This window comes from Desulfonatronospira thiodismutans ASO3-1 (assembly GCF_000174435.1).
GTDB lineage: Bacteria > Desulfobacterota > Desulfovibrionia > Desulfovibrionales > Desulfonatronovibrionaceae > Desulfonatronospira > Desulfonatronospira thiodismutans.
Window position 1 is genome coordinate 1,041,269 of the sequence record NZ_ACJN02000001.1, and the last position, 23,156, is coordinate 1,064,424.

The following is a 23,156-nucleotide window of genomic DNA, read 5'->3' on the forward strand; positions in this document are numbered from 1 at the left end:
GGGAGGCAGTGATCTTGTAACGTTTGCTTGGGAGCAGTGGTCTTGCGCCTGGCATATCCGGGATTTTGCTTTCTCCAGTTCCGGACCCTGTCCACATGGGCCGGTCCCCGGAAATAATCCCTGTTTTCAGGCTTATCCAGCCAGGCCTTTTGACTGGCTTTCTTACTGGCTGCCCGACAAGGCACTTTGGAGCAGTATTTTTGCTTGCCCCTGTTTCGATAGTCAGGACAAAAGGCTTCGCCACAGTGCAGGCAGACAACTTGTTGGCTTTGTTTGCGACCCAAGAACTTACCCTCCTTTGCCTCAGACAGGCAAAGAAGGCAGTAACGGCAAGACAGAAGAAGAGGAAGAAAAAGAAGGACAGAAAAGAAGACAAAATAAAAAATATTTTTTCTTTTCTCTTTCAGAAGAAGATACAAGAATAAGATATAAACAATTTCAAACCGGCATAATTAAGACATATTCAGGTTGGCGCTCACAGAAACCGGAATAATGGACCCCATTGAAGATATAACCAGGGACGAGTGGCAGGAATTTTATGAAATTTTTCCAGCCATCTACTTTGCCCTGGCTTATGTGAGCAGATACGGGACTGATATGCACTGGATTGAAAAAATCGCTCTGACCGAACCAAATGGTGTCCCGGATTTCCCTGGCTACGACCTGTGGCTTAAGAGAAAAGCATTCATCTTTTCAATAAAGCATAATGGGATTTCCTTCTTGTTGGATAACATTAACCCTTATACCCGGCCCCTTCCGGCATACTATTGTTTCTTAAGGCTGAAAGAGGCCCAGATAAATAAGCAAGAGATTATCCAGGCTTTAAAGTTTCAGATAAATCAATCGGTGACGCCAGGGGAATATGCTGACCATGCCAGGGAATATATTGAAAAGATGGATAACATGATTTTTTTTGATGGGTATCAATGAGTACTGGATGCAACTTTACTCTATCTTTCGGGCTGGATACTCATCTGATAATCAACGTCGTTTAATTCTTCCTTCCTTGTGGTCACTGACGAGCCCTACCCGGCAAGCTGGCCACGAAGTCTCCAAAAGTATCATCTTTTCTTATCATATATGACCAGTAATGACATAGTAGTAGCGTAAACTCCCTCTTACAACAGGCCGACTATCTTAAAAGCCGTTGACCTGTAACGCTTCATTTATGTTCGATGGGTGGTTAATCAGAATCCACAATCAAGATCTAGAAACATTCGGCTTTTTTTTTATCAATGGAAACAACTGAAGGGGGAATCCTATGTTTGATGTCAGGGTTACTGTTAATGGCAAGTCTGTTCACCTGGGATATGATGCTGTGGAAGATATTATGTTCAGCATCCCGGACAAAAAAAGATTTAACAATATTATCAAAGAATTTGCCATGTCCCCCGTCCCTCAGGTGCGGATGGAGGTGGCCTCGCGCAGTGCGATCAACAAGGAAATCATAGATATTCTGCTTGAAGATATCCAGATTGATGTGCTTAGAAATCTGGTTTCAAACCATAGGGCACAAAGAATGATACCTGAAAGTACTTTGCTTCGACTGGTCAGGACCCATGATTTTGAGATTCTGGAAACTATTGCTGAAAATATTGACCAGTTTTCCATGTGTGACCCAGGTATAATAGCGGAAAATATATGCAGGTCAGAGAATCCAAAGGTCAGAGATTTGCTGGCAGAGAATGAGTTTGTGGGCAAAAAGGTCCTGGAAATCCTTATTCATGATGATGACAAGGAAATTGCGGTCAAAGCCCGGATAACTCTGAAAAGACTTGAAGAGGAAGAGGAGCTTGATCCTGAAGATGAATAGTAGTGATGTGAGATCAATGTTTAATTACATTATCTGTTAGCGGGGATTGTACCGCTTCAGCTGGCAGCTGATTTATGTGATTGAACTTTCCTGCCTGCGTTGCATTCTAGCTGACCTGCCCCTGGGCCTGGGCCTGGTCTTTGATGGTTCAAGCTGGTCTTTGAAAAAAGCAAAATGATGAAGCCATACCAATCAGTCAAGTCGCTGACTATCAGTGTATTGAAAAAAACACTGTTGAACAGCCGGTTTAAAAGTTCCAACAGTCAGTCCGGTATTCACAAAAGTGGGTATTATCCCGGCATAATTCTTTGTAGAAATCTCAAGTGCCGGACAGCTACGCAGCGATTGGGTAATTCTCAACACCTGATAAACTCAGATTATCTGCGGAGTTTTAAAGAAGGCAGTTTGAGGAGTCTATAATAACTTGGAGTCTCGACATTGCTAAAGCCCTCCAGGAAACAGTTTTGAATAATATATAAAAAATTGTTGATTTTTAAAGAAATAACTGCGACTTTTGAATTTAGAAGTTTCTCCTTACGCCCTAATGGCCTGCGTGACAGGTAAGTTTTCAGCCCAACCACTAAAAAAGGGGATTGAATATGCTGCAAGCAATTAATCAGGGAAAGTCGAATTTCTACAAACGATACGTAGGACATAGAGAGAAAGGAGAAAGAGTCTCAGAAGAAGATGAACTCACCTCCTTGATTTTAGGACCGTTAGAGTTAATCCCTGGTCATTTATCCGCAATTTTTTGGGGAACTCTCTTGTCTGAATTCAAAATTCCATCCGTGCCCAGCAATTTTCCTGAAAAAGCTGAGATTGCTTTTTGGAAATCTCGGAAAAATTTTATGACAGGAAAACCCATTGAACCGGACATTGTCGTGGATTTAAAGTGGCCAAGCGGAGAATCATTTTTGCTGTTAATTGAGATGAAATGGCATTCACCCCTGAGCGGGAAAGATCAATTACAAATTCAGTGGACAGAGTTTCTATCAGAGGAAGAACGTAGCAAAGCACTCCATTTATTTATTGCCCCTGAAACAAGTGAAGCATCGAAGGCCAGACGAGCCAGAGATGTTTGGTCAGGCAGGTTGTTGGCTATAAGCTGGTTCGACATTCTTTGTATTCTCCAAGATAAAATCAGAAAGAGAGATCCAGTTTATGAGCCGCTCATGCCTTGGATGACACAAGTAGTAGCCTTGCTTGATAAGCTTGGTATCCGACCATTTCGTGGATTCAAAAATTTGAAATTGCCAGAATATAGTATTTCCAAAGAATCAAAGCATTTATTTTGGAATGGTTTTATAGGATTCACTTATCTGGCTCAGCCAGCATTGATTACCACAAATGACCAAATATTTTTTAACAACAAGGAGTAAATCATGTCTCAAGAGAACATCGGCATTTCTATCCATCAAAGCGTAAAAATGATTGAGCAGGCAGGACGTGAAATTGACAGCTTATCAGAGCTTATCCAGCGGGAAATTGAAAATTCAATATCATCAGATCTTCCCAATTTATGTAAAGTAGTAGAATCTTGGAGTGAAAACTTAAGCGAACGTAACGATGACTATGGATGGGTTCTTACTGATTATGCATTTTCATTGGGTTTAGGGCAAATTAGGAAAGGAACACCAACTACTGCCAGATGGTTAGGGATTCAGATAAGCCTTGCAGGAGATGGCATGTGCTCTGAGGTTGTAAAAAATGAGCAGCCTCTTGTGCATATAAATTTATGGGACCATCCTGTCAGTTTTGATGAAGAGATATACATGGGGCCAGAACTGGAAAGTACAGATGTGCAATTAATTGACAATGTCCTTTTTGATTGGACTTCAGAAGAAAAGTTCTGGCAGGATAAGGTATGGACCTACAGCCTGTTTTTAACCAGCCTGAATACTATAGAAGACATCAGAAAGAAAATAGTTCAGCCAGTTACTGAACTTATGAAAGGTGCATCACCAGAACAAGCAGGTCTAACTGAAATTGAAGGTGTAGTCAGATATAACAAGATAGTTGAAAATCATTATGATGTTGCCTGATTGCCATGACTCACAGCCTCTCAAAATCTAAAATCCTTTCCGGAATCCAGTGTCCGAAAAGACTCTGGCTGGAGGTTCATAAGCCTGATCTGCTGGAGTATGCTTATACCCTGTTACGTTACAGGTAATCGTTAAACTTTTGGAGGGGGCCATGAAAATTAGATATATCAAACTTGGCTTGAATGGAGAGTGGGAAGAAGAGTGTATCTTAAAAGATCAAACTCTTCGACTAGGATACCAAAGCTCAAAGCATCAAGAATCCTTAAGAGGTGACTGGGAAGCTGTTAGAGATTATTGGCTTAAAGTCAGGGATGGAAACCAACGTAGTGCATCAAGAGATCTCAACCAAATTAGAGATTTTTATGAACTTAAGAAAACAGATATTTGGGTTACTTTCTATAGTCGCAAGCTTTACTGGTGTCATGCTGAGGAAGATGTCCATGAGCTTAATGACGGTACTAGGATCAGAAGAGTAATTGGCTCCTGGAGCTGCAAGGATAAAAAAGGAAATCTGCTTACAATAGAGAATATCGACGGAAGGATAACAAAGGTTCAAGGTTACCAGGGCACTATTTGCGCGGTTGAACTTCCCGAATACCTCTTAAGAAAAATTAACGGTGATGTGCAGCCGGAAATTCAGGCAACTATAGATTCATTGGCGGACTTGAAGCAAAGAGTCGAAGAACTCATCAAAGGACTGTGGTGGAAAGATTTTGAACTTTTGGTCGATTTGATTTTTTCACAATCTGGGTGGCAACGCGTTTCTGTATTAGGGAAAGATCAAAAAAGTCTTGATCTTGATTTATTCTCCCCAGTGACACAAAAACGTGCTTTCGTCCAGGTTAAGTCCAGTACCAATATTAGCGACCTTCAGTATTATCAAGAAGAATTCAACAAATCCGACCATGACGAGATGTATTTTGTTTACCACACTTTTACTGGAGATCCTGAGCAACTGCCTAATAATAATCCAAAAGTATCAATATGGGATGTTTCACGAATTGCAGATCTCGTTATAAATGCTGGACTAGTCAGGTGGCTATTAACGAAAAGAAGCTAACAACTGCCTGTGCATGCTCATCTTTTCTCCTAGGTGTCTTAAAGCCGGACTCCAAGGCAGGATATAAAGGCATGGAATATCTTGAAAAGACTAGCTAATGTGGACTTTTCACATAACCCAACAAATAAAGGGTTATTGGCAGTATTTCATCGACAAGTCATTAATAAACAATACGCCATTACAGACTGCAGATCGTCAATTATGATTACAATTCCCCAGGACAAGTGAACAATAAAGGCTCTCCATCCGCTATGACTCACAGACTCTCAAAATCCAAAATTCTTTCTGGAATCCAGTGCCCGAAAAGACTCTGGCTGGAGGTTCATAAGTCTGATCTGCTGGAGTATGATCAAAACACCCTGGCCAGGATGCAAACAGGCCATAAGGTCGGTGAGATAGCCTGCCAGTATCTGGCCCCGGGCGGAGTGTATGTTGGTTTGGAAGAGGGCTTTGGACACGCCCTGAAGCTTACCAGAGAGCATCTTGATTCATCTGATCTGCCCATTTATGAAGCCACGTTTGTCCATGACCAGGTCATTGTGCGCACAGACATTGTCCTTCCAGGAAAGTCAGGGCTCAAGATGATCGAGGTCAAATCATCCACCAGTGTCAAGGATTATCATATCTGGGACTGCGCTGTTCAATCCTGGGTCCTGCAGGGAGCAGGCCGTCCCGTGCTGGAGATAGAGATGGCGGTTATAGATTCTTCTTTTGTTTATCCAGGAAAAGGAGATTACCAGGGTCTTCTAAGGACCGAGGATGTGACAAAGGCAGCCTTTGAAATGCGGACTCAGGTTGAAGGCTGGGTCGGGCAATTCCTGAAAACCCTCCAAGAGCCGATCCCGGCCATTGAGATGGGAGACCATTGCCGGTCTCCTTTTGAATGCCCGTTCATGGATTTCTGCTCGCCTGCCAACAGACCTGGATATCCCCTCCAATGCCTTCCACGAGTCAGTACTCAGTTACGCCAGGAGCTCATCCAGGAAGGGTTCGATGACATCCGTGATATTCCAGAGGGCAGGCTGACCAACCCCAATCATGAACGGGTCAGGAGGATCACCCTGTCTGGTGAGGCTGAATTTATGCCGGAAAAGGCCGTCCATATTAAAGCTTTTCCTTACCCCAGATATTTTCTTGATTTTGAGACCGCTCAATTAGCCGTTCCTGTCTGGGAGGGAACAAGACCATACCAGCAACTGCCCTTTCAATGGTCATGTCACATACAGGACAGACCCGGCCAGATCCGGCACGAGGAGTTCCTTGACCTTACCGGAGATCCTCCCATGAGAGGCTTTGCCCAGTCTTTACTGCTGGTTTGCCAGGAGGCCGGGCCGATATTTGTATACGGCAGTTTTGAAAAAACCATCATCCATGGACTGATTCAGCACTTACCCGACCTTGCCGGTTCTCTTCAGGCCTTGTCGGACCGGGTAGTGGACCTGCTCCCGGTTATGAGACAATGCTACTATCATCCGGAAATGCGCGGAAGCTGGTCTTTAAAGGCTGCCCTGCCATGCATTGCTCCTGACTTGGATTACTCCGCCCTGCCGGGAATCCATGACGGGGGCCAGGCCCAGGAGGCCTATGCTGAAGCTGTTGCGCCCGGCACAACACCGGAGCGCAAAGAGGAACTGCGAAGGGGGCTGACAGCTTACTGTGAAATGGATACTCTGGCCTTGGTGAGGATTGTTGAGAATCTAACTTTTTGAACTGAAAGCTCAATTTTTCCACTGATGATCTCGGTCTTCAATATAAGTCAGGGTGAGGCAGTTTGTGCCCTCCCTTGAAAAAGGCCTCTTGGTGCTCAGAAGTTCCTTCATAACCCAGCCTTGGGGTGTCTTCATCCTGCTTGTGTATGCGATATAATTCGGTGTTCTTTCAGTGAAGATTCTTTCCCATTTTGTCTCGATCTGGTCAGTCTTCCAGATTTGTTCAGGGTCAGGGATGAATATTATGCCGGATCTGGAGAACTGCTTGCCTGCCATGAACCTGTGTCTTAAAAGCCAGCCGCCTGGAAGTTTTTTGACATGGGTTATTTCGTGATCCGACAGGACAAAATTGCCTTTACTCCTGTTAGACCAGATCTTGGTCCAGAATTTTTCTTTGGTCTTTTTCTCCTGATTCATGTTACCCCCCTGCCGGGTTATTAAAGGTTTACCCGGCTTTACTTTTAAAATCCCAGCCTCTTGATGCCTTCATGTTTGTCTTTCATCCGCGTCTCAAGTTCCAGGGCCTGGATCAGGCCTGCGTGAGAAAGCTCCGACCCGGGCAGTAGTCTGTACCTGTCCCTGACCACCCGGAAATCCCCGGGAGTAAGCCTGCTTATGCCTTTCACCAGGTCCATCTCACCCCTGGTAGGTTCATTTTCCAGCAGGGGGCAGATAATCTTCCGGTAGAATATCTGCCTCCCCCGGGGATGAAGGTAATCAAACTCCACCTTGAACAGGAAGCGGCGAAGCGCGGCCCTGTCCACCCAGGAATAGTTGTTGGTGGTGCAGATCAGAATACCTTTAAACCTTTCCATGCGGACCAAAAATTCATTAACCATGTTCACTTCCCAGGATCTCTGGGCCATGTTTCTTGAGGACAGAAAAGAATCAACTTCTTCAAAGACCAGTATGCTCTCATCCCTGGCCGCATCCTGAAAAGCGTCGGCGATATTTCGCTCATTCATGCCAACGTAAGGGTCCAGGATATCGCTTGGGTATTTGATCAGCAGTTCACGGTCCAGCTTTTGGCCCAGGTATCTGACAAGCTCACTTTTTCCAGTGCCCGGAGGACCGTAGAAGAGAGTATTGATTCCAAAAGCTTCTTGTGATCCGGACATATTCCGGCTGAACTTCTCCATCCTGCTTGTAAAGTCTTCAAGGTCAGCCTTGAAGTTCAGTCCTTCCAGGGAATAATCCTTCTGAAGACTTTCGTTGGGCTCGGGCCTGATTCCGTCATGCAGCAGGTCCTGGTAGGCATCCAAGGACCGGCGCACCGCAGCGTAAAACCCGTGCCTGTTCCCGGCCAGTTCCCTGGAATTAATTACGGCGGTATTCATGGCCCCGGGGGTGACGTCGTAGTCCCTGGCCAGGGTCTGGATCTGTTTTTTGGTCATCAGGGGGGCGGCCATGTTCTGATCAAGGACAGTGTTCCACAAGGCCGTTCTCTTGGAACGGTTGAATTTTTTAAACCCAAGACTGAAGGAAAATCTGCGCTTGGTGGACTCCTGGATATCCTCCACGTGGTTGGTTATCCACAAAGCCCTGATTCCGGGTCTATCCATGAACCTGTTCAGCCACCCCTTGTCTCTGACCTCACCCTTTTGAAAAAAGGAAGACCCTGTTTCAAGAAGGGATTCGGCCTCGTCCACGATCATCAGTGCCCCCTGGCCTTCATTAGTGATATTGACGCAGGCCTGGACAGCTTTACGCAAACCATGGCCGCTGTTGTCCTCTGGATGCACTATTTCATAAGCAGGGCAGTTGATCTTATGAGCTATGGCCCTGGCAAATGTGGTTTTTCCTGTGCCTGGGGAGCCGTACAGGAGGATATGAACCGGGGTGTTTCGCTTCTCCTTTAGCAGACCAAGAAGATGATGGATTGTTTCAGCAGGCAGAAGATGATGTTTGAGGTTAATAAAATCCTCGGCAGCCTTGACGAAATAGTTTGAGTTCAACCTGTGTGCTTTACCCTGGGCCAGAGTCCGGCTGATGTCTTCATCCAGATCCAGAAGATTGAAGTTGCGGCGCAGCAGACCCAGCTCAAACAATTGACCAGACATCGCTTCCTGGAGCTGGGAGTAGTTCAGCCCAAGGGCTCCGGCCAGGTATTTGCGGCCCGCGTAAGCCTGGCTGTCGAGATGTTCTGAAAAATAATCATCAAAAGGCTTATGCACCCCCGTCAGGAAGATAAACAGAATAAGTTCTGACTCATGTTCTGACAGCCTGAAAGTCTCCTGGATGGAGGCCAGATTTTCCAGGATGGGACAATTAGGCTCCTGAACTGAGGACAGGTACTCATCAAGGATGATTTTGACACCCTTCAGGATATGGCCATGATGTCTCGGCTGGGTTGCCTCCAGAGCGCTGACCAGAAAGTCAACCTCCTTCCAGGCCTCAACCGTGTGAAATGTGTGGGCTCTGACCTCTCCAAGAATGCGCTCTTTTTCTTTTGTGCCCAGTCTCGACATGAGCAGGTTTTTCAGTTCCTGGCTCCCGGCCACTATCCAATTGACGAATTCAAGGGCCGGTTCATCCATTCTCTTCATCATTTCGAGTGTTCTTCTCATGTACACAGCCGACTTCTGCCTGATGAAAAAATCGTCCGCGTCCATTTTGAAAACACTTTCAGGTGCTCTCTCAAAGATCTGAGGTCTGCTTTCTCCCCCCGGCCCTGGCATGACTCCTCCTTTTGTTGAGGCTGCTTATTGGGGCTGGAATTGCCAGCCGATATCTGTTAACGGATATTAACAGGCTATAGTGACGTTTCTGGTCATATGTCTGAAACAATACCGGGGTGAGTTGTGAGGGGAAGAAATATTGTCCAGCTTCTAAGGGCCGTGGATTTGCTCAGCCAGCCGGGAGGCAGCACCATAAACCGCATGTCGGAAGCCCTGGATATCGACCGCAGGAGCGTTTACCGGCTCCTGGACATCATCCAGGCTCTGGGTTTTCCGGTTTATGACGATATCCAGGAAATGGGCAGGGAAAAACTATGGAAAATGGATGCAGATTATGTATTGAAACTTCCCAACATCACTCTGCCCGATGTCCGGCTCAACCTTTCCGAAATCCTGGCCCTGCACCTTTTAAGGACCGAAGCCTCAATCTATGCGGGCACAGAAATTGAGGCCAGGATTGAGGCGGCCTTTTCCAAGCTGGCCCTTTTTACGCCAAAAGACTTTCAGGACCGGATTGGAAAGCTCAAGACCCTTTTTGTCTCCTCAGGAAAGTTGACCAAGGATTACACCGGCAAGGAGGAGATAATCGATACCCTGGCCAGGGCCATGCTTAATCAGAAGACCTGCGTGATCAGCTATTTTTCATTTGTGGATGAGACCCTCAAGAGATTTCGTGTTGATCCCCTGCATTTTTTCGAGAGCAGCGGCGGGCTTTATCTGTTTGTGAGGGCCACCAGGTTCGGTGATATCCGCATTCTGGCGGTGGAGCGCATTGAATCCCTGGAAGAGCTGGGAGACTCGTTTGATTATCCGGGCGACTTTGATCCCAATGCTAAACTGTCCATGGCCTTTGACATGGTGTATGATGACCCCATGGAGCTTGAGGTGGTCTTTTCCCCGGGCCAGGCCAAGTATATCAGGGAAAGGAGGTTCTCCCCCAGTCAGGAGATAATTGACAATCCAGACGGCAGCGTGACCTTGAAGATGAGCACTTCAGGCTGGTTTGACGTCAAGAAATGGCTGCTTGGTTTCGGCGCTGAGGCTGTTGTGGTCAGGCCAGTGAAATTGAGGGATGAGATGATTGAAGAGATGGAGGCTGCTCTGGAAAGGTATGTGAAGTAGAACATGGCTTCGCTGGCTATTTCATATTCTTCCCGAATACGGTGTCCTTGGCCTGCTGGAATTCTTCAGGATAATTAGCCTTCAGGAATGCCGTCTGATAAGAAATCATGGCATAAGCAATACTGTGGGCTTTCAAGTATCCATATGGACCTGCTTGCTTCATCATATCAAAGATCTGCTCTGCTGTTTTAACAGGAACATTATTTTTTTGCATTGCGCCTTTTATAAACTTTTCTTTCTGCTGTATCAGCGCTTCGGGCTTCTTCCCGACCAGGTTTTTTGCCAGTATTTCAGCATCTTCAAGGGAAAATCCAGCAATTTTATGAGCAATTGTCATCACCTGCTCATGGTAGATTATCATGCCATGGGTTTCCTTAAGAATATCCGCCAATTCAGCATGAGCATACTCAGCCGCAACCCGACCATGCCTGCGCTTAATAAAGTTACTCAGCATTCCGCTCACCAAAGGGCCCGGCCTGTAAAGGGCAAGCATAGCTGCCAGGTCTTCCAGACGCTCTGGCTTTAATTCCCTCAGGTATTGCCGAAAACCATCGCCTTCCAATTGGAATGCCCCGTCTGTGTGACCCTGCTCTATAAGGACAAAGGTCTTTGCGTCATCTAATGGCAGACTATCCATGTCTGGAGCTTGTTTTTGGCTGGCTTTGATCAGATCCAGGGTGCGGCTAATCAGGCTCAGATATTTCAGGCCCAGCAAATCAAACCCTGGGAAGCCCAGCCTTTCCAGGTCGTTATAGTCATATTGAGCAATAAGTTCATGGTTTCTGCCCCTGTATAAAGGCAGATAATCCTGTAAATTTTCATTGGATATCACTATTCTTGCCGCATGGCTGGTAATATGACGTATCAACCCCTCAAGCCTTGTGCAGATATCAAAACACCTCTGCATCTTTTCATTGTCATTCATTATGCTGCGCAAAGCTGGTTCCATTTCCATGGCTTTACTGATGGTCATGCCCGGTTCCTGGGGAATAAGCTGGATAATCCGTTCTGCCTGTTCCGGACTTATTCCTATAACCAAGCTCACATCTCTGAAAACTGTTCTGGCTCTCATGCATATAAAAACAGAAATGTATACCACACTGTTCTGACCGTATTTTTCAAACACATAATCAAAAACTTCTTGCCGGCGCTCCTGACATAAATCCACATCAATATCCACAACACCTGCTCGTTTAGTATTACAGAATCTTTCAAAATGAAGTTTATGCAGAATCGGGTCAATGCCGGTAATCCCAAGGGCATAAGCTGTCATGCAGCCCGGAGCTGAACCCCGGCCAGGCCCAACAGCGATACCCCTGCTCCTTGCCCACGCAACATAGTCATAAACCACAAGAAAATACCAAGACTTGCCTTGTTCGCAGAGAATTTTCAATTCTTTATCAAGCCGGGTGAAATATTTTTCCCTGTCAACTTTGTAAGGCAGAGTGGCCAGCTTTTCATCAAGGCCGTTGAGGGCCAGAGCAGTAAGTTCCTTATCAAGGGTATCTTCAATAGTCGGCTTATATCTTGGCAGGTGTCTTTTCGGGGAATCCAGATCAAGGTTGCATTGCTCAACGATTTTGTGGACATTTTCCAGGGCGGTGGGACAATAGGAGAACTCCTTTTCCATTTCTTCAGGTGACTTGAAATACAGCTCTCTTGTGTCCAGATTATCCAGGTCTTGTTCATCAAGACGTTCCGCATTTTTGATGCACTTTAATACTGCATGTGCTTCAGCATCCTGGGGAGTGAGATATCTGCAATCATTGGCAGCCACAATGGGCAAGCCTGTCTTTTCGGACAGTTCCATCAATCTGTCATTAACCTCTGCCTGTTCATTATATCCGCTTGCCTCAAGCTCAAGATAAAATCTGTCCGGATAAATCCGGGCATATTGCATTGCTGCTTCAAGGCCTTGATCAAAACCTTTTGCCCGAAGCAGATACTGGACCTCTCCTTTCAGGCAGGCTGAAAGAGCAATGATGCCGTCTGAATATTTCTGAAGCATATCCTTATCCACCCGGGGCTTGTAGTAAAAACCCTGCAACCAGCCGGCACTGACCAGTTTGACCAGATTATGGTATCCACGCAGGTCCATAGCCAGCAGCACCAGATGATAATTGAATTTGTCCCGGTCAGTAACTTTTCCGGGAACCAGGTTGATCTCACAGCCTATGATGGGCTTTATGCCGTATTCCCGGGCCGCTGAGTACAATTTCATGGCCCCATAAAGGTTGCCGCTGTCAGTAATGCTTACAGCAGGCATTTTATACTCAGCAGCTTTGGAGCAAAGCTCCTCAATCCTTATGCATCCTTCAAACAGACTGTATTCGGTATGACAGTGCAGATGTGCAAATTCTGACATGGTTCTACCTCCCTTTGCGCTTAGACAACATTTTGATTCTGGCGGTTTTATGGTTTGAAAAAAGCATAAGTGCTCAGGACCTTTGGTATTGACTACCCAGCCAGCATTTATTCACTGAGAAAAAATCCATTGCTTCCTTGCTTGGGGCTGAGTATAACAGGCAGGTATGACAAAAGTGGTCATATTAAGATTTTTTTTGAAGAATTATTGCTCAAAACTTTTAGACTGGGGTTTTGATGAATATTATCAGTTCCTCCGATATGGAGATTTACCGGAAATCCGCCAGAAAAAGGCTGCAGGCTCTCCGTGAAAGCAGGCGCATCCGGCATGAACATGCCTGGGATGTGGCTCGCAGGGCTGCATCTCTGTTAAGAGAGCACTTTGCAGCTTCTCGTGTTGTAGTGTTCGGTTCCCTGTTACGTCCGGAAGTGTTTGATGAACGTTCTGACGTGGATCTGGCGGTCTGGGGAGTGGCAGATGAAAAGTACCTCCGGGCGGTGGCCGCAGTAACCGCCCTGGACAAAGAAATCAGTGTGGACCTGATCAAGATGGAGCCAGGACTTCAGAGCAATACTGCCATCAGCAGTCAGGTAGAAACGGGAGTGGAGATATGAAACTGGAGACCGGCTCTTACCAGGCCCTGGCGGGAAGACTGCAAATGAGGATACAGGATTTGGACCTGGTGGTGCAGCGGATTGCCCTTTTGATGACAAAGGCTGAAGAAACCGCTGATGATGGCTACCTGGACGGAGTGGCCCTCAATCTACACAGCTTTTATACCGGGATGGAATCCTGCTTTGAGGAGATTGCCCGCACAATTGATGGGGCTTTACCTTCCGGATCCAATTGGCATCAGGAATTGCTTCAGCAGATGTCCGCCGACTTGAGGGATTTGCGTCCTGCGGTTATCAGGCGCAGTACCAGAGATTGCTTAGACGAGTACCGGGCTTTTCGCCATCTGGTCAGAAACGTCTACACCTTCAACCTCAAGCCGGAAAGGCTGAAATATCTGGCTTCAGATGCAGGGACATGTTTTGAAGACTGCAAGCAGGATATAGAGAGTTTTTTAGGCTTTCTACGAGCTTTATCTCAACAATCTGATTAGCAGCTTGCAAGTATCACCACAGCGACACTTTATTGAAAATGAAAGGGGACTGATTCTTTTGCTGCCGTGTAGTCCGGCTGTTTTGTGGTTTGAGGTCGGCAAAAGTGCCTGTCCCCAGTGGCCGATGACGCTCCGCATAAGCGGCTGGCAATAGAGCTTAGCCGATAGCCTTGCCAAGTTGATGGGGTTATGAGCTTATTTCGTAATAGTTTAGCTATTTACATGTTGCACGGGGACTGGCTCTCCCAGCCCTTGATTTATTAAGTCTGTGTTTTACATCAACAACAAAACAAGGGCTGGGGTGCCTGTCCCCTGCTTTCCTTAGAAAAGGGCTAAACTATCACCTTATTTCAAGGTACGTATTCAACTCCTTTGCTAAGTTTTCAGCCTCATCTTTTGAGAGATATGGAACCTTAATTGTCCGAGCCCAGAAAAAACTCATTCCTGTAATTTCAGAGACCATCCCAAACGGCATAGCCTTTATAGTTTGTCCTTTCTTTGGAACTGGTGTGATGAATTCAACATCCCGATAAGAAGTTGCGTCGTCCGGTGAATTTATGCTGCCCTTCTTAACTCGGCCGGCAGCGACAAGACCTGTCCATCTGTGTGAAAAGAAAACGATATCACCGGGGTAAACGTATTCAACAAACCGTTTCGCACCCCCAAAGGCAGCCACCCGATTATTTTCCATCATGTACCAAATTGCATCCTCGTCCCAGCTCCTGTTGGTATCGAACAATACTCCCTTTTCATGACCAGGATTAATATGGCGATCATAAGGTAAGGTGAAAAACTCGAAATATTTCTCATCATTTATTTCATAAATTCTATACGGAAGAAACTTGATTGAAATGCCTTGATGTTTCCAGTAATCAACAGCATTGATCAGGTTATCGTCAGCGGCACTGCCAATTATGATCAGATGTTGTTTTTTGTTCAGTTCCTTTGCATCTAAGGGCTGCTCAAGCTTGAATGCCTCCTTATGCGCCAGGGGCAAGTCGCTGCTACTGTTGGAGTACTGGTTGAATTTTTGCTGAAGCGTAGAAAACGTCCATTGTCCTGCATCTTGTGCATATCGCAAAGCTTGATAAACGGCTCCTTCGCCTGCCGCACCCCCCTTTAATTCAAAAATAATGAGTTCACCTTTTTTGTTTAATGCGTAAATATCAGCTTCAGATTGATATTGTCGTTCCTGGAATATTGGCATTAAGCCGCCATCTTCAAAAAGAATATCCAGAATGCTCTCAGCAATTAGCTCCTCCAGGTCTTTTTCTAAACTACCAAAGCTTGAAAAATCCTTGAATGCTACAGGGTCTATTCTGTCGAAATTACCGTGGGTTGATCGTAGTTTGTATAGCATTGGTTATCTCCTCCTTTTTAAACTTGAGATTTCAAATTTCCTGGCTCTTTGTTTCTGGTTGTAAGCTTTTCATCCGGGCGGCCCGGGACTGAACCTGCGAGTAACTGTCTTTAAAGTGGAGCCTGCATCCTGCAGGCTATTTAATGCCAGGCGGCTGGAAGCCGCCTCCACATTTTGTGATGGAAAAAACAACGAAACAGACTCAGCCTTGGATTTTGCAAAGGATTGTCAATATATCAGTAAGAACCACATGCTCAAGATTCACTTTTATCACAAAAAGTTGGCTGCATGCTTGGCAGTATGATCAATAACCCACAACCATTTCTCCATCCCTGATTATTATATTTCTGCTTCCTGACCACTGATTCCTGACTCTTGTCCCCTGCCCCCTGATTCCTGTCTCCTGATCCCTGATCCCTGTCTCCTGATCCCTGATCCCTGTCTCCTGATCCCTGATCCCTGTCTCCTGACTCCTGTCCCCTGTCTCCTGTCTCCTGTCCCCTGATCCCTGATCCCTGTCTCCTGACTCCTGCCCATTACATATTTTCAAATTGATTTTGAAAAATACCATTTCTATTCCGTAATCATAATACAGCATCAAAAAATACAACCTGAGCACAAACCCAGGCTGAAACTTTTCAGGTGGTGTTGTAATATGAATAACGTTCTGGTCTGCCTTTGTCACAATAATCATCGCCATATTGCCGGGATTATCCATCTAATTGGATTAAATCCTGATCATTCCCAGCTGCCTCTAAGAGTTCATATTGTGTGCACCGCAGCAGGATTCAGTCTGCTGAAAAATTCTATTTTTACAGATAATGATGGATGGCTCTGGGAATTAAGAAATAGTTTTCCAAATGATAAAATTTTGATCTCACATGAAAATATCCATTTAATTCAACAAGGAAACAGAACTGTTCATGACATCTCATCCAAAGACAGTTCACAAGCCGCAGCCGAAGCAATTCATTCCCTGATCAATAATCTTTGCAGCACAAAACAAGGCCGGATCTATTCAGTCATGTCTCCAGGAAATATGATCCCTTGTTCTTTGGGGTCGGACCTAACCATCATCCTTAAATATCAGGATAAATATCCCAAAATAGCCTATTTTCGGAGCTTAGAAGCCCCATTTTACCCTCAAAAACATCATTGTAAGCCGATACAGGTTCTTTCAGTGCGTACATCCCTGACTTGCCTACTTCATGAACCCTGCGGCCGCAAGCTCTGCCGCCAAGCATTTCCTTGACCTTTTCGACAAAATCTTTGCAGCCCACTGCAACACCTTCAGTCCAGTCGGCTTGCCTTGGAGTTCTCTCATCCAATGTTGTCTGAACCCATCCAGACTAAATCCCTGATAAACCATCATCGATATCCAGGAGTTTTTGCAAGAGATCCCTGTTGATAAACCGGCATCTTTGCTGGGGCTCGACTATTTCAGGGTATCCCCCGTGACTCCACTCATTGGGATGCTTAACCACTCTGGACCTGACCATATTCAAGTCTATATAGACCAGACATCGAACAAGGTGTTCATCAACATCCACTGCTGTAGCGTGATACCTGTCTTCCCAGAAAGCCCCCTTACGCTTCTTCCTTTGATTGTATTCCTGGCCTGTCCTGCCAGCTATCAATTGTAGCGATCTGGGTATAGCATCTTTGTCTTCATGACCGTGTACCGGCAAGTGAATATGACCTGTCCCGTTAAATTTTTACCCCGTGAAGCTTTCTTTTGCTTTACTGGGGCCGAAGGACAGCGCAGCGCATTTAACTGGGATTCGAGGTAACCGTATAGTTCAATACCTGTAGCCCATACCTTTTTTTGGCTTCAAACAACCATTTTACCCATGTGCTACGGTCCTTGGCGAATTTAAGCAAGAATTCCTTTTTATGGCATCTATGGGTAATATGCCATACATGATCAGGCAAAAAATATCTGTTGGCTCTGGGCATATTTGCTTACAACTGGTTTTTGAGCATCGAAATGGGCGTTCTAAGGCCAATTTTAGACTATATAGAGGATATTTATACAATCAACTCAATAACTTGATTAGGTCCGACCCCAAATCTTCCTGATTCCGGTCTTTTTTCCAGTGAATATTGGGCTTGTCCCGGAGAATGCCTGCCCCCTTTTTGCTAAAGCGGGCCTGCCCCGCAACCCAATAAAGAAAAGAGCTTTTTTGACAGGATTAACAGGATTAAGAGATTGATTAAGAGAAAAATTATTTTGTCCTGGCCGGAAGCCAGGCCAAAAAGTTATCCTGCGGAACGTGTCAATCCTGTTAATCCTGTCTAAATTTCTTGTTTTTTGTGACAGGGTTTCTACGATAAGTCACTAACGTCGCCTATGGTCATGAAGGGGCGGATGTTCAGACGGACACCATCGTTGAGGTCCGGGTTCCAGCCTATGGGCTGTTTTTCAAGGGGTTTCCAACGGACAAATATATCGTATGGATTTTCTCCCTCGAGTATCAACTCAAGTTTCTTTTTCAGGCTCTCTGCCAGGCACAGGGCCATGGAGGTATCATCAGTCCACTGGCCCGGACGCAGATTAAACGGTCCTCCCCCGACCATATCTCTGAGTGGTTCAAAACCGCCCCTGGGCATGAACTCTACAGTGGTGCCCACGGCATCACCGGCAGCCAGGCCTGCAAGGCAGCCCCGGAATCTGTCTTGTGTGGTCATGATTAATCAGGAGATCCAATATATATTATTACGTGTATCTGAGCCAGGCTACAGCCTCACTCTTTGGATTTATAAGCGATTTTTTTGCCCTGTGTAGTAATTAATAGCATCATCAAGCTCCATATCAGCCGGCGGTAAAAGATGAACGTTCATTTTTTATATCTTTGCCTGATTTCGTTCATACTTACAGGATTTATCCTGCCTTCTTTATAGGCTTGATAACGCCGCTCCGACTCTTCAATCCATTTTTGTTCTACTTCGGGGTCGGGTTTGTCCAGGCTGTCAAAAATAAACTCGGCTAAACGCACTCGCTCAACTTCATTGAGTGCCAGAATTTTTTCTTTTATTTCTTTTGTAACCATGTGAACCTCGATTAATTTTCAAGACAAGATTTTGATTGCACAATAGTCTTTCTCTTGATGGATACCTGAAAAAAACTGGGCCTAAAAAGTGATGGTTTCCTTATTTTCCCATGTGTCAGGATAGATGTCGCCTCGGAGAATAGACGTTTAGAACTGCTTTTTCCACATCAAAATGGCGGTTCTAAGACTCAAAATCAAGCAAAAAACGAGCTCTTATCAAATATTTTCAATATATTGGCTGGGTCCGCCCCGAACAACAAACTTATATCATCCTACGACAGATTGGATTTTATCTTCTTCTCAGCGTCAAAAAGAATCCTTTCCAGGTGCTCATTTAATTCATTATGATCCATCATACCTCCTTATTCGGCTATAAGGTATGTTTTTTTGTGATGTGTTGTAATAATGAATGAACATTAATCCGCAATAGCCTTCATAAAAGCATCCCTGGCGTCAGAGTAAAATTGAATGTCTATTTTGGTGGCCATGTCGTCTGAGAGGTCGATGAGCTGACGGCGGCAGGATACAGGCATGAGCAGGGCCACAGCCCCCTTTTCCACTGCAATTTCGGCCATGGATACAGCATTGTGTATGGGCTCTATAGATCCGCCGAGATTAATTTCGCCGCATATGACCAGTCCTCCCCGGACACTTTTTCTTACCAGAGAAGTGCACAGGGCAATCAGGGCCGGTACGCCCAGCTTCGCTCCGGACCTGGCAGCATCAAAGGCCCTTAGCTGCACAGTATACTCATGGCTTCTGGGGTCCTTGTCCCCAACCAGCTGGGCGGCTCTGGAATACAGGTTCTGCTCTGCATAGCCCATGCTTTCCTTGAATGCAGGCGGTACTGGCTTGTTTAGAATTTTAATCCCGGATCCAGGACCGGAGTTGACTTCTACCCTGTAAAGGCCTGGATTTTCATTTTCTATTCCCGGGCTTATGGCCCAGACCTGTCCGGGCTCCAAGGGATCGGCCCCGATACTGTTTTCGCTGTGCAGTTCCGGAGTAGACACAAATTTTTCCACTCCATCAGTTCCGATGGTGTAGCTGAAATGGGTATTTCTGTATTCGGCAGCACCAATGCGTTTTTGTTGTTCCTTGATCCTGCGCCTGCTCTCCAGGGCTATCTGAGTGGCCCACTCCAGCTCCTCATCGGGGATTTCCAAAGGATCCTGGGGGTACAGGAGCTTGAGTAATCCGCTTATGGTCTTGTTGACAGCATTGCTGTCCCGTCCGGAAAGGGCTCCCCCGAAAAACACTCTGTTCTGCAAAAGGTTGACCCGGCTTTCATCCCGAAGTCTGCTCCAGCATTCAGACAGAAAATCGCTTACCAGGCCGAAATGGTCGGTAAGATATTTTTTGCTGATTTTGGGAATATCCCAGCCGGGCAGATAGGCGTGCAGGCGATCCATAAAGGCCGTGTCGTCCCGCATTTCCTGGGGCATGGGACCAAACAGGTGCCCGATACGCTGCTGGTGTTCAACATCCACTTCAAAATTACCCACCATGACAATGGAGCCGTCAGCCCTGATGCTGTCCCTGCCGCGACTGAACTCCCCGGACTCCATGTACCCCTTCATGATGTTTACTCCGTCCTTTTGATCAAAGGAGATGCCGGAGATTTCATCAAAGCAGACCACATCGTACTGGCATACCAGGCCTCGCTGACCAGTGCCCATATGGACGAACATCCTGGCCACTGTGGCCTTGCCCCCGGAAATAAGATGGGCATAGGGCGATACCTGCTGAAAAAGGTGGCTTTTTCCTGTGCCCCTGGGACCCAGCTCCACCATATTGTAGTTGCGTTCCACAAAGGGAACCATCCTGAGCATAAAGGCGTTTTTTTGTCTCGGGGAGAGGGTGGAGGCCTCTAAACCAATGGAGCGCAGCAGAAAGTCTTTCCATTCTTCCGTGCTGAAATGTTTTCTGGCTTCAGCCAGATGGTCCAATACGTCCCTCTGGGAGAGCTGGATCTCTCGCAGGGCCTCGACTCCGAAAGGCCGTCCGTTTTTTTCCTGGGCAATATACGGGTCATAGCTCAGGGTAATTTCTGCGTAGAAGCCGCCGGTAAGCATTCTTTCATTCTTTATCACCAGCTCGGGATCAATGCGCACATCTGTCAGCCTCAGGCTGGGCAGTGCAGTTATATAAGAATCTGTTCTGGCATCCAACCTTGCGGTTATGGAGTCAATAATCTTGACCTGTCCAGCCTCCTTGGCCCTGGCCTTGAAAAGTTCTTCCTCGCCGGCCTTAACGGTCCTTGATTTGAGCTGCTTCTGGACAATTTCCAGGCCTTCCTCTATCTCTTCCCATTCCACACTGGCGCAATAACGCCCCAGCAGAAACTCCACCACATAGGTGGGCACTGGAAACTGCCTGCTGAAAGTACGCACCAGATCTTTGCGTACCAAGTATCCATCAAGGACCTGGGAAGCCTTCTTGTCCAGATAGTCAAGTTCCATGTCTTATCCCCAATATCAGCCGCCGATGATGGTCGAAGTCTGAGAAATCAGCTGGCCTTCAGCATTGATCAGTACGATATGAGCCTCCTGGCCCTCAAACTGTTCATCCTCCACCACGACCGAAGCAGAGCCATCCTTTTTCAAAAGTTTGAGCTTGAGCACCAGGCTGGATGAAGCCTCTCCAGGGCTGGTACGCACGTCCAGCCATAAATCCTGGGTCCACCCCTCAACGACGACTGTGCAACGCAAACCCTTCCATACCACATCCATCAACTGCAGTGATTCTTCCGCCCGGGCAGCAGGTCCGGCAAAGACGGTTAGCTTCAACAGAAGGCATTCCTGCAGGCTCAAGCCTCCGTGAGAATACTCATCATTCCTGCGAAAACAGCTTATGCCATCAGCCAGGGCAAAATGTCTGTCTGGATTCCAGTACCAGGGGTACAGATTTTCATCTGTGTCCGCCCCGGACTTGATGACCGCGCACCGGCTCCATTTGGTCTGGGTCAAGGCCCTGGGCAGTTCAATCTTGGGCAGTCCACCGGGGAGCAAAAGCCAGCCGTGATCGGTCACCACCCTGATGGCTGTCCAGCCGGCTTGAATAAGGTCCTCGATGCGATCCCTGACTTCCCTGAGCAGGCGATCCACATGAGCGGACAGTTTCCATCCCCATTCGTGGCCTTCATGGTCAATGTCTCCAAATTCAACCCACAATTTTTTGACCTCCAGTTCTGAAATCCGGGGCAAAGGGTCATTCTGCCTGCAAACGGTCCACTGGTTTTCCTGAAGGAGTTTTTTAAAGTGATGCGCTGTGCACGGTTCGAAGTTTTCCTGCGAAGCCTGGGCAGCAGAAATGTGTCCGGCTACCGGGGAGGCTGCCGGCTTTCCTGTGGCTGTGACGCTTGGCAGAGCCGCCCAGCCAAGCTGCCTGGATACACTGATACCTTTTTCTTCCAGCAGCGTCTGCAAACGCCTGGCGCAGTCGAAACGCAGTCCATCCACAAACAGACAGCATTCAAAATATACTTCCTGTTCTTCCTGCACATGGCTTACGGAATGTTCTTTCAGCCACAACCGCTGTAAATGTCGGGAACTTTCCTGAGACCAGGGCAGGTAGACCGTTCTCAGAGCAGAACTGAGGGCTTCAAAATCCTCCTGTCTGTGGACACAGGCCAGGGCTCTTAAAAGAGCATCGTCTGCTTCCCAGCCCCAGTCAGAATATCCAGCAGCCAGATCAGATAATGTCCCAGCAGCCAGGGTATTCCTGGTGACTTCGGCCATTACAGCCAGGTGCTTCAAAGACATGGCCAGGGGAGACAAGCCCAGTTCAGCCCAGACGTAATTGCGCCGCGAGGCATGAATCTTTTCCAGCTCGATTATTTCCTGTCTGGCATTATGGGCTGGCAGTTCCTTCAGACCAGAGAGATTTTCTCTCAGGTTTTTCTCCTGTTGTTCGTTCCATTGCGGCCAACCTGGAAATTCGCCGCCTACATACCACATAAGAGACCCTGCCGGCGGCCTGCATTTTCTTATCTGCCCGGGGATACCCGGATATCTGTGCGGTGCTTCCCTGTATCTGGACCAGACGGAACGCCACTGGTTTTTCTGTTGGGCCAGGTTGTGGGCTGCTGTAAGCACGCCCTGTTTTTGAGGGTCAAATCCAAACTGGGACTTGCAGACCTGGACGAATGCTTCCCAATGGTTTTTATCCAGCCTGTTTCTAAAATCGTCCGGGGCGCTGATCCATTGCAAAAGATCGCGAACAGGGTCACCACCGGAAAGAAGATTGTGGAAATAGTCTTTATCCAGCCGCTTGCACTCAAGCAGGTCCACATCTTCGTCAAGCAAGGGCATAAGCGCTGTACGGATGGCTCTTTTGGTCTCACTGTCCCGGGCTACATCCAGGCCGAGACCTCCCTGGTCCGATTTGAGGAAAGCCAGAATGGTCCAGTCTTTGGCATTGACCTGGGACCAGATGACCCCCCGGTACTGCAGCTCAGCCAGGGGCTTTAAGGAATCCGGACAGCTCTCTACTGCCCTCAAATCCTGCCGGCTTACTCCCGGCAGATAAATGACAGGTGTAGCACCGCTGTGAACAACAGGAAATTGTGAGTTCAGGGATTCAGATACAGGGGCATCACAAACCTGCTCTACATTCGCGCTGGAAAAAAGAATTACGCATCTAAGCCAGATGGCTGGGCCGGTACGCTGTTCAGGGCTGTATTTTCCAAGAACGAAAAGCTCGGGCATTTCCTGCAGAAGCCTGTTCACAGCCGGTTCCCATTGTCTGTCCCAATCCGGCCATAATATGCAGGACGGAGCAGCCTGAACTTCGGGGTTATACAGGGCTGCATCCCGAATGGAGCGCAAGATGTGGTCTATTACTCGCATAT

Annotated in this window: 21 protein-coding genes; 11 read left to right on the forward strand and 10 right to left on the reverse strand. The window is 46.9% G+C overall.

Annotated elements, in window-relative coordinates; all coding sequences use genetic code 11:
- The first annotated feature begins 65 nt into the window (after positions 1-65).
- From DTHIO_RS21360 to DTHIO_RS04770, 7 genes are all read left to right on the forward strand, one after another.
- Positions 66-425, forward strand: coding sequence for a hypothetical protein (locus DTHIO_RS21360; protein ID WP_153305077.1), 360 nt, complete (start codon positions 66-68; stop codon positions 423-425).
- A gap of 172 nt (positions 426-597) precedes the next feature.
- Positions 598-930, forward strand: coding sequence for a hypothetical protein (locus DTHIO_RS04745; protein ID WP_144311446.1), 333 nt, complete (start codon positions 598-600; stop codon positions 928-930).
- Between the two features lie 331 nt (positions 931-1,261).
- Positions 1,262-1,813, forward strand: coding sequence for a hypothetical protein (locus DTHIO_RS04750; RefSeq protein WP_008869216.1), 552 nt, complete (start codon positions 1,262-1,264; stop codon positions 1,811-1,813).
- Between the two features lie 599 nt (positions 1,814-2,412).
- A complete protein-coding gene (locus DTHIO_RS04755; protein WP_008869217.1) occupies positions 2,413-3,192 on the forward strand; it encodes a hypothetical protein in 780 nt (259 codons plus the stop codon).
- 3 nt (positions 3,193-3,195) lie between these two features.
- Entirely contained in the window at positions 3,196-3,855 is a 660-nt protein-coding gene (locus DTHIO_RS20975; RefSeq protein WP_008869218.1) for a hypothetical protein, read from the forward strand.
- A 151-nt stretch (positions 3,856-4,006) separates the two neighbouring features.
- Entirely contained in the window at positions 4,007-4,915 is a 909-nt protein-coding gene (locus DTHIO_RS04765) for a hypothetical protein (protein WP_008869219.1), read from the forward strand.
- Between the two features lie 251 nt (positions 4,916-5,166).
- A complete protein-coding gene (locus DTHIO_RS04770; RefSeq protein ID WP_008869220.1) occupies positions 5,167-6,624 on the forward strand; it encodes a DUF2779 domain-containing protein in 1,458 nt (485 codons plus the stop codon).
- Positions 6,625-6,633: 9 nt separating this feature from the next.
- Here DTHIO_RS04770 and DTHIO_RS04775 read toward each other — a convergent pair whose 3' ends face one another.
- Both DTHIO_RS04775 and DTHIO_RS04780 read right to left on the reverse strand, forming a co-directional pair.
- A complete protein-coding gene (locus DTHIO_RS04775) occupies positions 6,634-7,041 on the reverse strand; it encodes a hypothetical protein (RefSeq protein ID WP_008869221.1) in 408 nt (135 codons plus the stop codon).
- 44 nt (positions 7,042-7,085) lie between these two features.
- Positions 7,086-9,236, reverse strand: a complete 2,151-nt coding sequence (locus tag DTHIO_RS04780; protein WP_244156308.1) for an ATP-binding protein — start codon at positions 9,234-9,236, stop codon at positions 7,086-7,088.
- Between the two features lie 189 nt (positions 9,237-9,425).
- Here DTHIO_RS04780 and DTHIO_RS04785 point away from each other — a divergent pair, with 189 nt between their 5' ends.
- Positions 9,426-10,424: a helix-turn-helix transcriptional regulator gene (locus DTHIO_RS04785; RefSeq protein WP_008869223.1), complete on the forward strand. Its 999-nt coding sequence runs from the start codon at positions 9,426-9,428 to the stop codon at positions 10,422-10,424.
- A 16-nt stretch (positions 10,425-10,440) separates the two neighbouring features.
- On the opposite strand, the gene DTHIO_RS04790 is transcribed toward DTHIO_RS04785, so the two are convergent.
- The gene (locus DTHIO_RS04790) at positions 10,441-12,789 is read right to left on the reverse strand and encodes a DNA polymerase III subunit alpha (protein WP_008869224.1); all 2,349 of its coding nucleotides are present in this window, start codon (positions 12,787-12,789) and stop codon (positions 10,441-10,443) included.
- 236 nt (positions 12,790-13,025) lie between these two features.
- Here DTHIO_RS04790 and DTHIO_RS04795 point away from each other — a divergent pair, with 236 nt between their 5' ends.
- The gene (locus DTHIO_RS04795; RefSeq protein WP_008869225.1) at positions 13,026-13,403 is read left to right on the forward strand and encodes a nucleotidyltransferase family protein; all 378 of its coding nucleotides are present in this window, start codon (positions 13,026-13,028) and stop codon (positions 13,401-13,403) included.
- Positions 13,400-13,894, forward strand: coding sequence for a ribonuclease toxin HepT-like protein (locus tag DTHIO_RS04800; protein WP_008869226.1), 495 nt, complete (start codon positions 13,400-13,402; stop codon positions 13,892-13,894). The genes DTHIO_RS04795 and DTHIO_RS04800 overlap by 4 nt, the downstream gene beginning before the upstream one ends.
- A gap of 340 nt (positions 13,895-14,234) precedes the next feature.
- On the opposite strand, the gene DTHIO_RS04805 is transcribed toward DTHIO_RS04800, so the two are convergent.
- Positions 14,235-15,254: a PDDEXK family nuclease gene (locus DTHIO_RS04805; RefSeq protein WP_008869227.1), complete on the reverse strand. Its 1,020-nt coding sequence runs from the start codon at positions 15,252-15,254 to the stop codon at positions 14,235-14,237.
- A gap of 304 nt (positions 15,255-15,558) precedes the next feature.
- Entirely contained in the window at positions 15,559-15,804 is a 246-nt protein-coding gene (locus tag DTHIO_RS22270) for a hypothetical protein (protein ID WP_244156309.1), read from the reverse strand.
- Between the two features lie 105 nt (positions 15,805-15,909).
- On the opposite strand from DTHIO_RS22270, the gene DTHIO_RS22275 reads away from it, so the two are divergent.
- Positions 15,910-16,506 carry a hypothetical protein gene (locus DTHIO_RS22275; RefSeq protein WP_244156310.1) on the forward strand — a complete coding sequence of 199 codons (597 nt, stop codon included), beginning with the start codon at positions 15,910-15,912 and terminating at the stop codon, positions 16,504-16,506.
- 97 nt (positions 16,507-16,603) lie between these two features.
- On the opposite strand, the gene DTHIO_RS22280 is transcribed toward DTHIO_RS22275, so the two are convergent.
- From DTHIO_RS22280 to pglZ, 5 genes are all read right to left on the reverse strand, one after another.
- Positions 16,604-16,942, reverse strand: a complete 339-nt coding sequence (locus DTHIO_RS22280) for a hypothetical protein (protein ID WP_244156311.1) — start codon at positions 16,940-16,942, stop codon at positions 16,604-16,606.
- Positions 16,943-17,579: 637 nt separating this feature from the next.
- The gene (locus DTHIO_RS04820) at positions 17,580-17,942 is read right to left on the reverse strand and encodes an ADP-ribosylglycohydrolase family protein (RefSeq protein WP_040417538.1); all 363 of its coding nucleotides are present in this window, start codon (positions 17,940-17,942) and stop codon (positions 17,580-17,582) included.
- Between the two features lie 149 nt (positions 17,943-18,091).
- Complete coding sequence (locus DTHIO_RS04825; RefSeq protein ID WP_008869229.1) at positions 18,092-18,304, reverse strand: addiction module protein; 213 nt, start codon at positions 18,302-18,304, stop codon at positions 18,092-18,094.
- A 416-nt stretch (positions 18,305-18,720) separates the two neighbouring features.
- Positions 18,721-20,766, reverse strand: coding sequence for a protease Lon-related BREX system protein BrxL (gene brxL / locus DTHIO_RS04830; RefSeq protein ID WP_008869230.1), 2,046 nt, complete (start codon positions 20,764-20,766; stop codon positions 18,721-18,723).
- Positions 20,767-20,781: 15 nt separating this feature from the next.
- Positions 20,782-23,154, reverse strand: coding sequence for a BREX-1 system phosphatase PglZ type B (gene pglZ, locus DTHIO_RS04835; RefSeq protein WP_008869231.1), 2,373 nt, complete (start codon positions 23,152-23,154; stop codon positions 20,782-20,784).
- Positions 23,155-23,156 lie beyond the last annotated feature (2 nt).

Excerpts from the sequence above, each read along its gene's own strand:
- DTHIO_RS04745 (WP_144311446.1), top strand. The coding sequence starts at position 598 with ATGCACTGGATTGAAAAAATCGCTCTGACCGAACCAAATGGTGTCCCG.
- DTHIO_RS04750 (WP_008869216.1), top strand. The coding sequence starts at position 1,262 with ATGTTTGATGTCAGGGTTACTGTTAATGGCAAGTCTGTTCACCTGGGA.
- DTHIO_RS04755 (WP_008869217.1), top strand. The coding sequence starts at position 2,413 with ATGCTGCAAGCAATTAATCAGGGAAAGTCGAATTTCTACAAACGATAC.
- DTHIO_RS20975 (WP_008869218.1), top strand. The coding sequence starts at position 3,196 with ATGTCTCAAGAGAACATCGGCATTTCTATCCATCAAAGCGTAAAAATG.
- DTHIO_RS04765 (WP_008869219.1), top strand. The coding sequence starts at position 4,007 with ATGAAAATTAGATATATCAAACTTGGCTTGAATGGAGAGTGGGAAGAA.
- DTHIO_RS04770 (WP_008869220.1), top strand. The coding sequence starts at position 5,167 with ATGACTCACAGACTCTCAAAATCCAAAATTCTTTCTGGAATCCAGTGC.
- DTHIO_RS04775 (WP_008869221.1), bottom strand. The coding sequence starts at position 7,041 with ATGAATCAGGAGAAAAAGACCAAAGAAAAATTCTGGACCAAGATCTGG.
- DTHIO_RS04780 (WP_244156308.1), bottom strand. The coding sequence starts at position 9,236 with ATGGACGCGGACGATTTTTTCATCAGGCAGAAGTCGGCTGTGTACATG.
- DTHIO_RS04790 (WP_008869224.1), bottom strand. The coding sequence starts at position 12,789 with ATGTCAGAATTTGCACATCTGCACTGTCATACCGAATACAGTCTGTTT.
- DTHIO_RS04795 (WP_008869225.1), top strand. The coding sequence starts at position 13,026 with ATGAATATTATCAGTTCCTCCGATATGGAGATTTACCGGAAATCCGCC.
- DTHIO_RS04800 (WP_008869226.1), top strand. The coding sequence starts at position 13,400 with ATGAAACTGGAGACCGGCTCTTACCAGGCCCTGGCGGGAAGACTGCAA.
- DTHIO_RS04805 (WP_008869227.1), bottom strand. The coding sequence starts at position 15,254 with ATGCTATACAAACTACGATCAACCCACGGTAATTTCGACAGAATAGAC.
- DTHIO_RS22275 (WP_244156310.1), top strand. The coding sequence starts at position 15,910 with ATGAATAACGTTCTGGTCTGCCTTTGTCACAATAATCATCGCCATATT.
- DTHIO_RS04820 (WP_040417538.1), bottom strand. The coding sequence starts at position 17,942 with ATGACCACACAAGACAGATTCCGGGGCTGCCTTGCAGGCCTGGCTGCC.
- DTHIO_RS04825 (WP_008869229.1), bottom strand. The coding sequence starts at position 18,304 with ATGGTTACAAAAGAAATAAAAGAAAAAATTCTGGCACTCAATGAAGTT.
- brxL (WP_008869230.1), bottom strand. The coding sequence starts at position 20,766 with ATGGAACTTGACTATCTGGACAAGAAGGCTTCCCAGGTCCTTGATGGA.
- pglZ (WP_008869231.1), bottom strand. The coding sequence starts at position 23,154 with ATGCGAGTAATAGACCACATCTTGCGCTCCATTCGGGATGCAGCCCTG.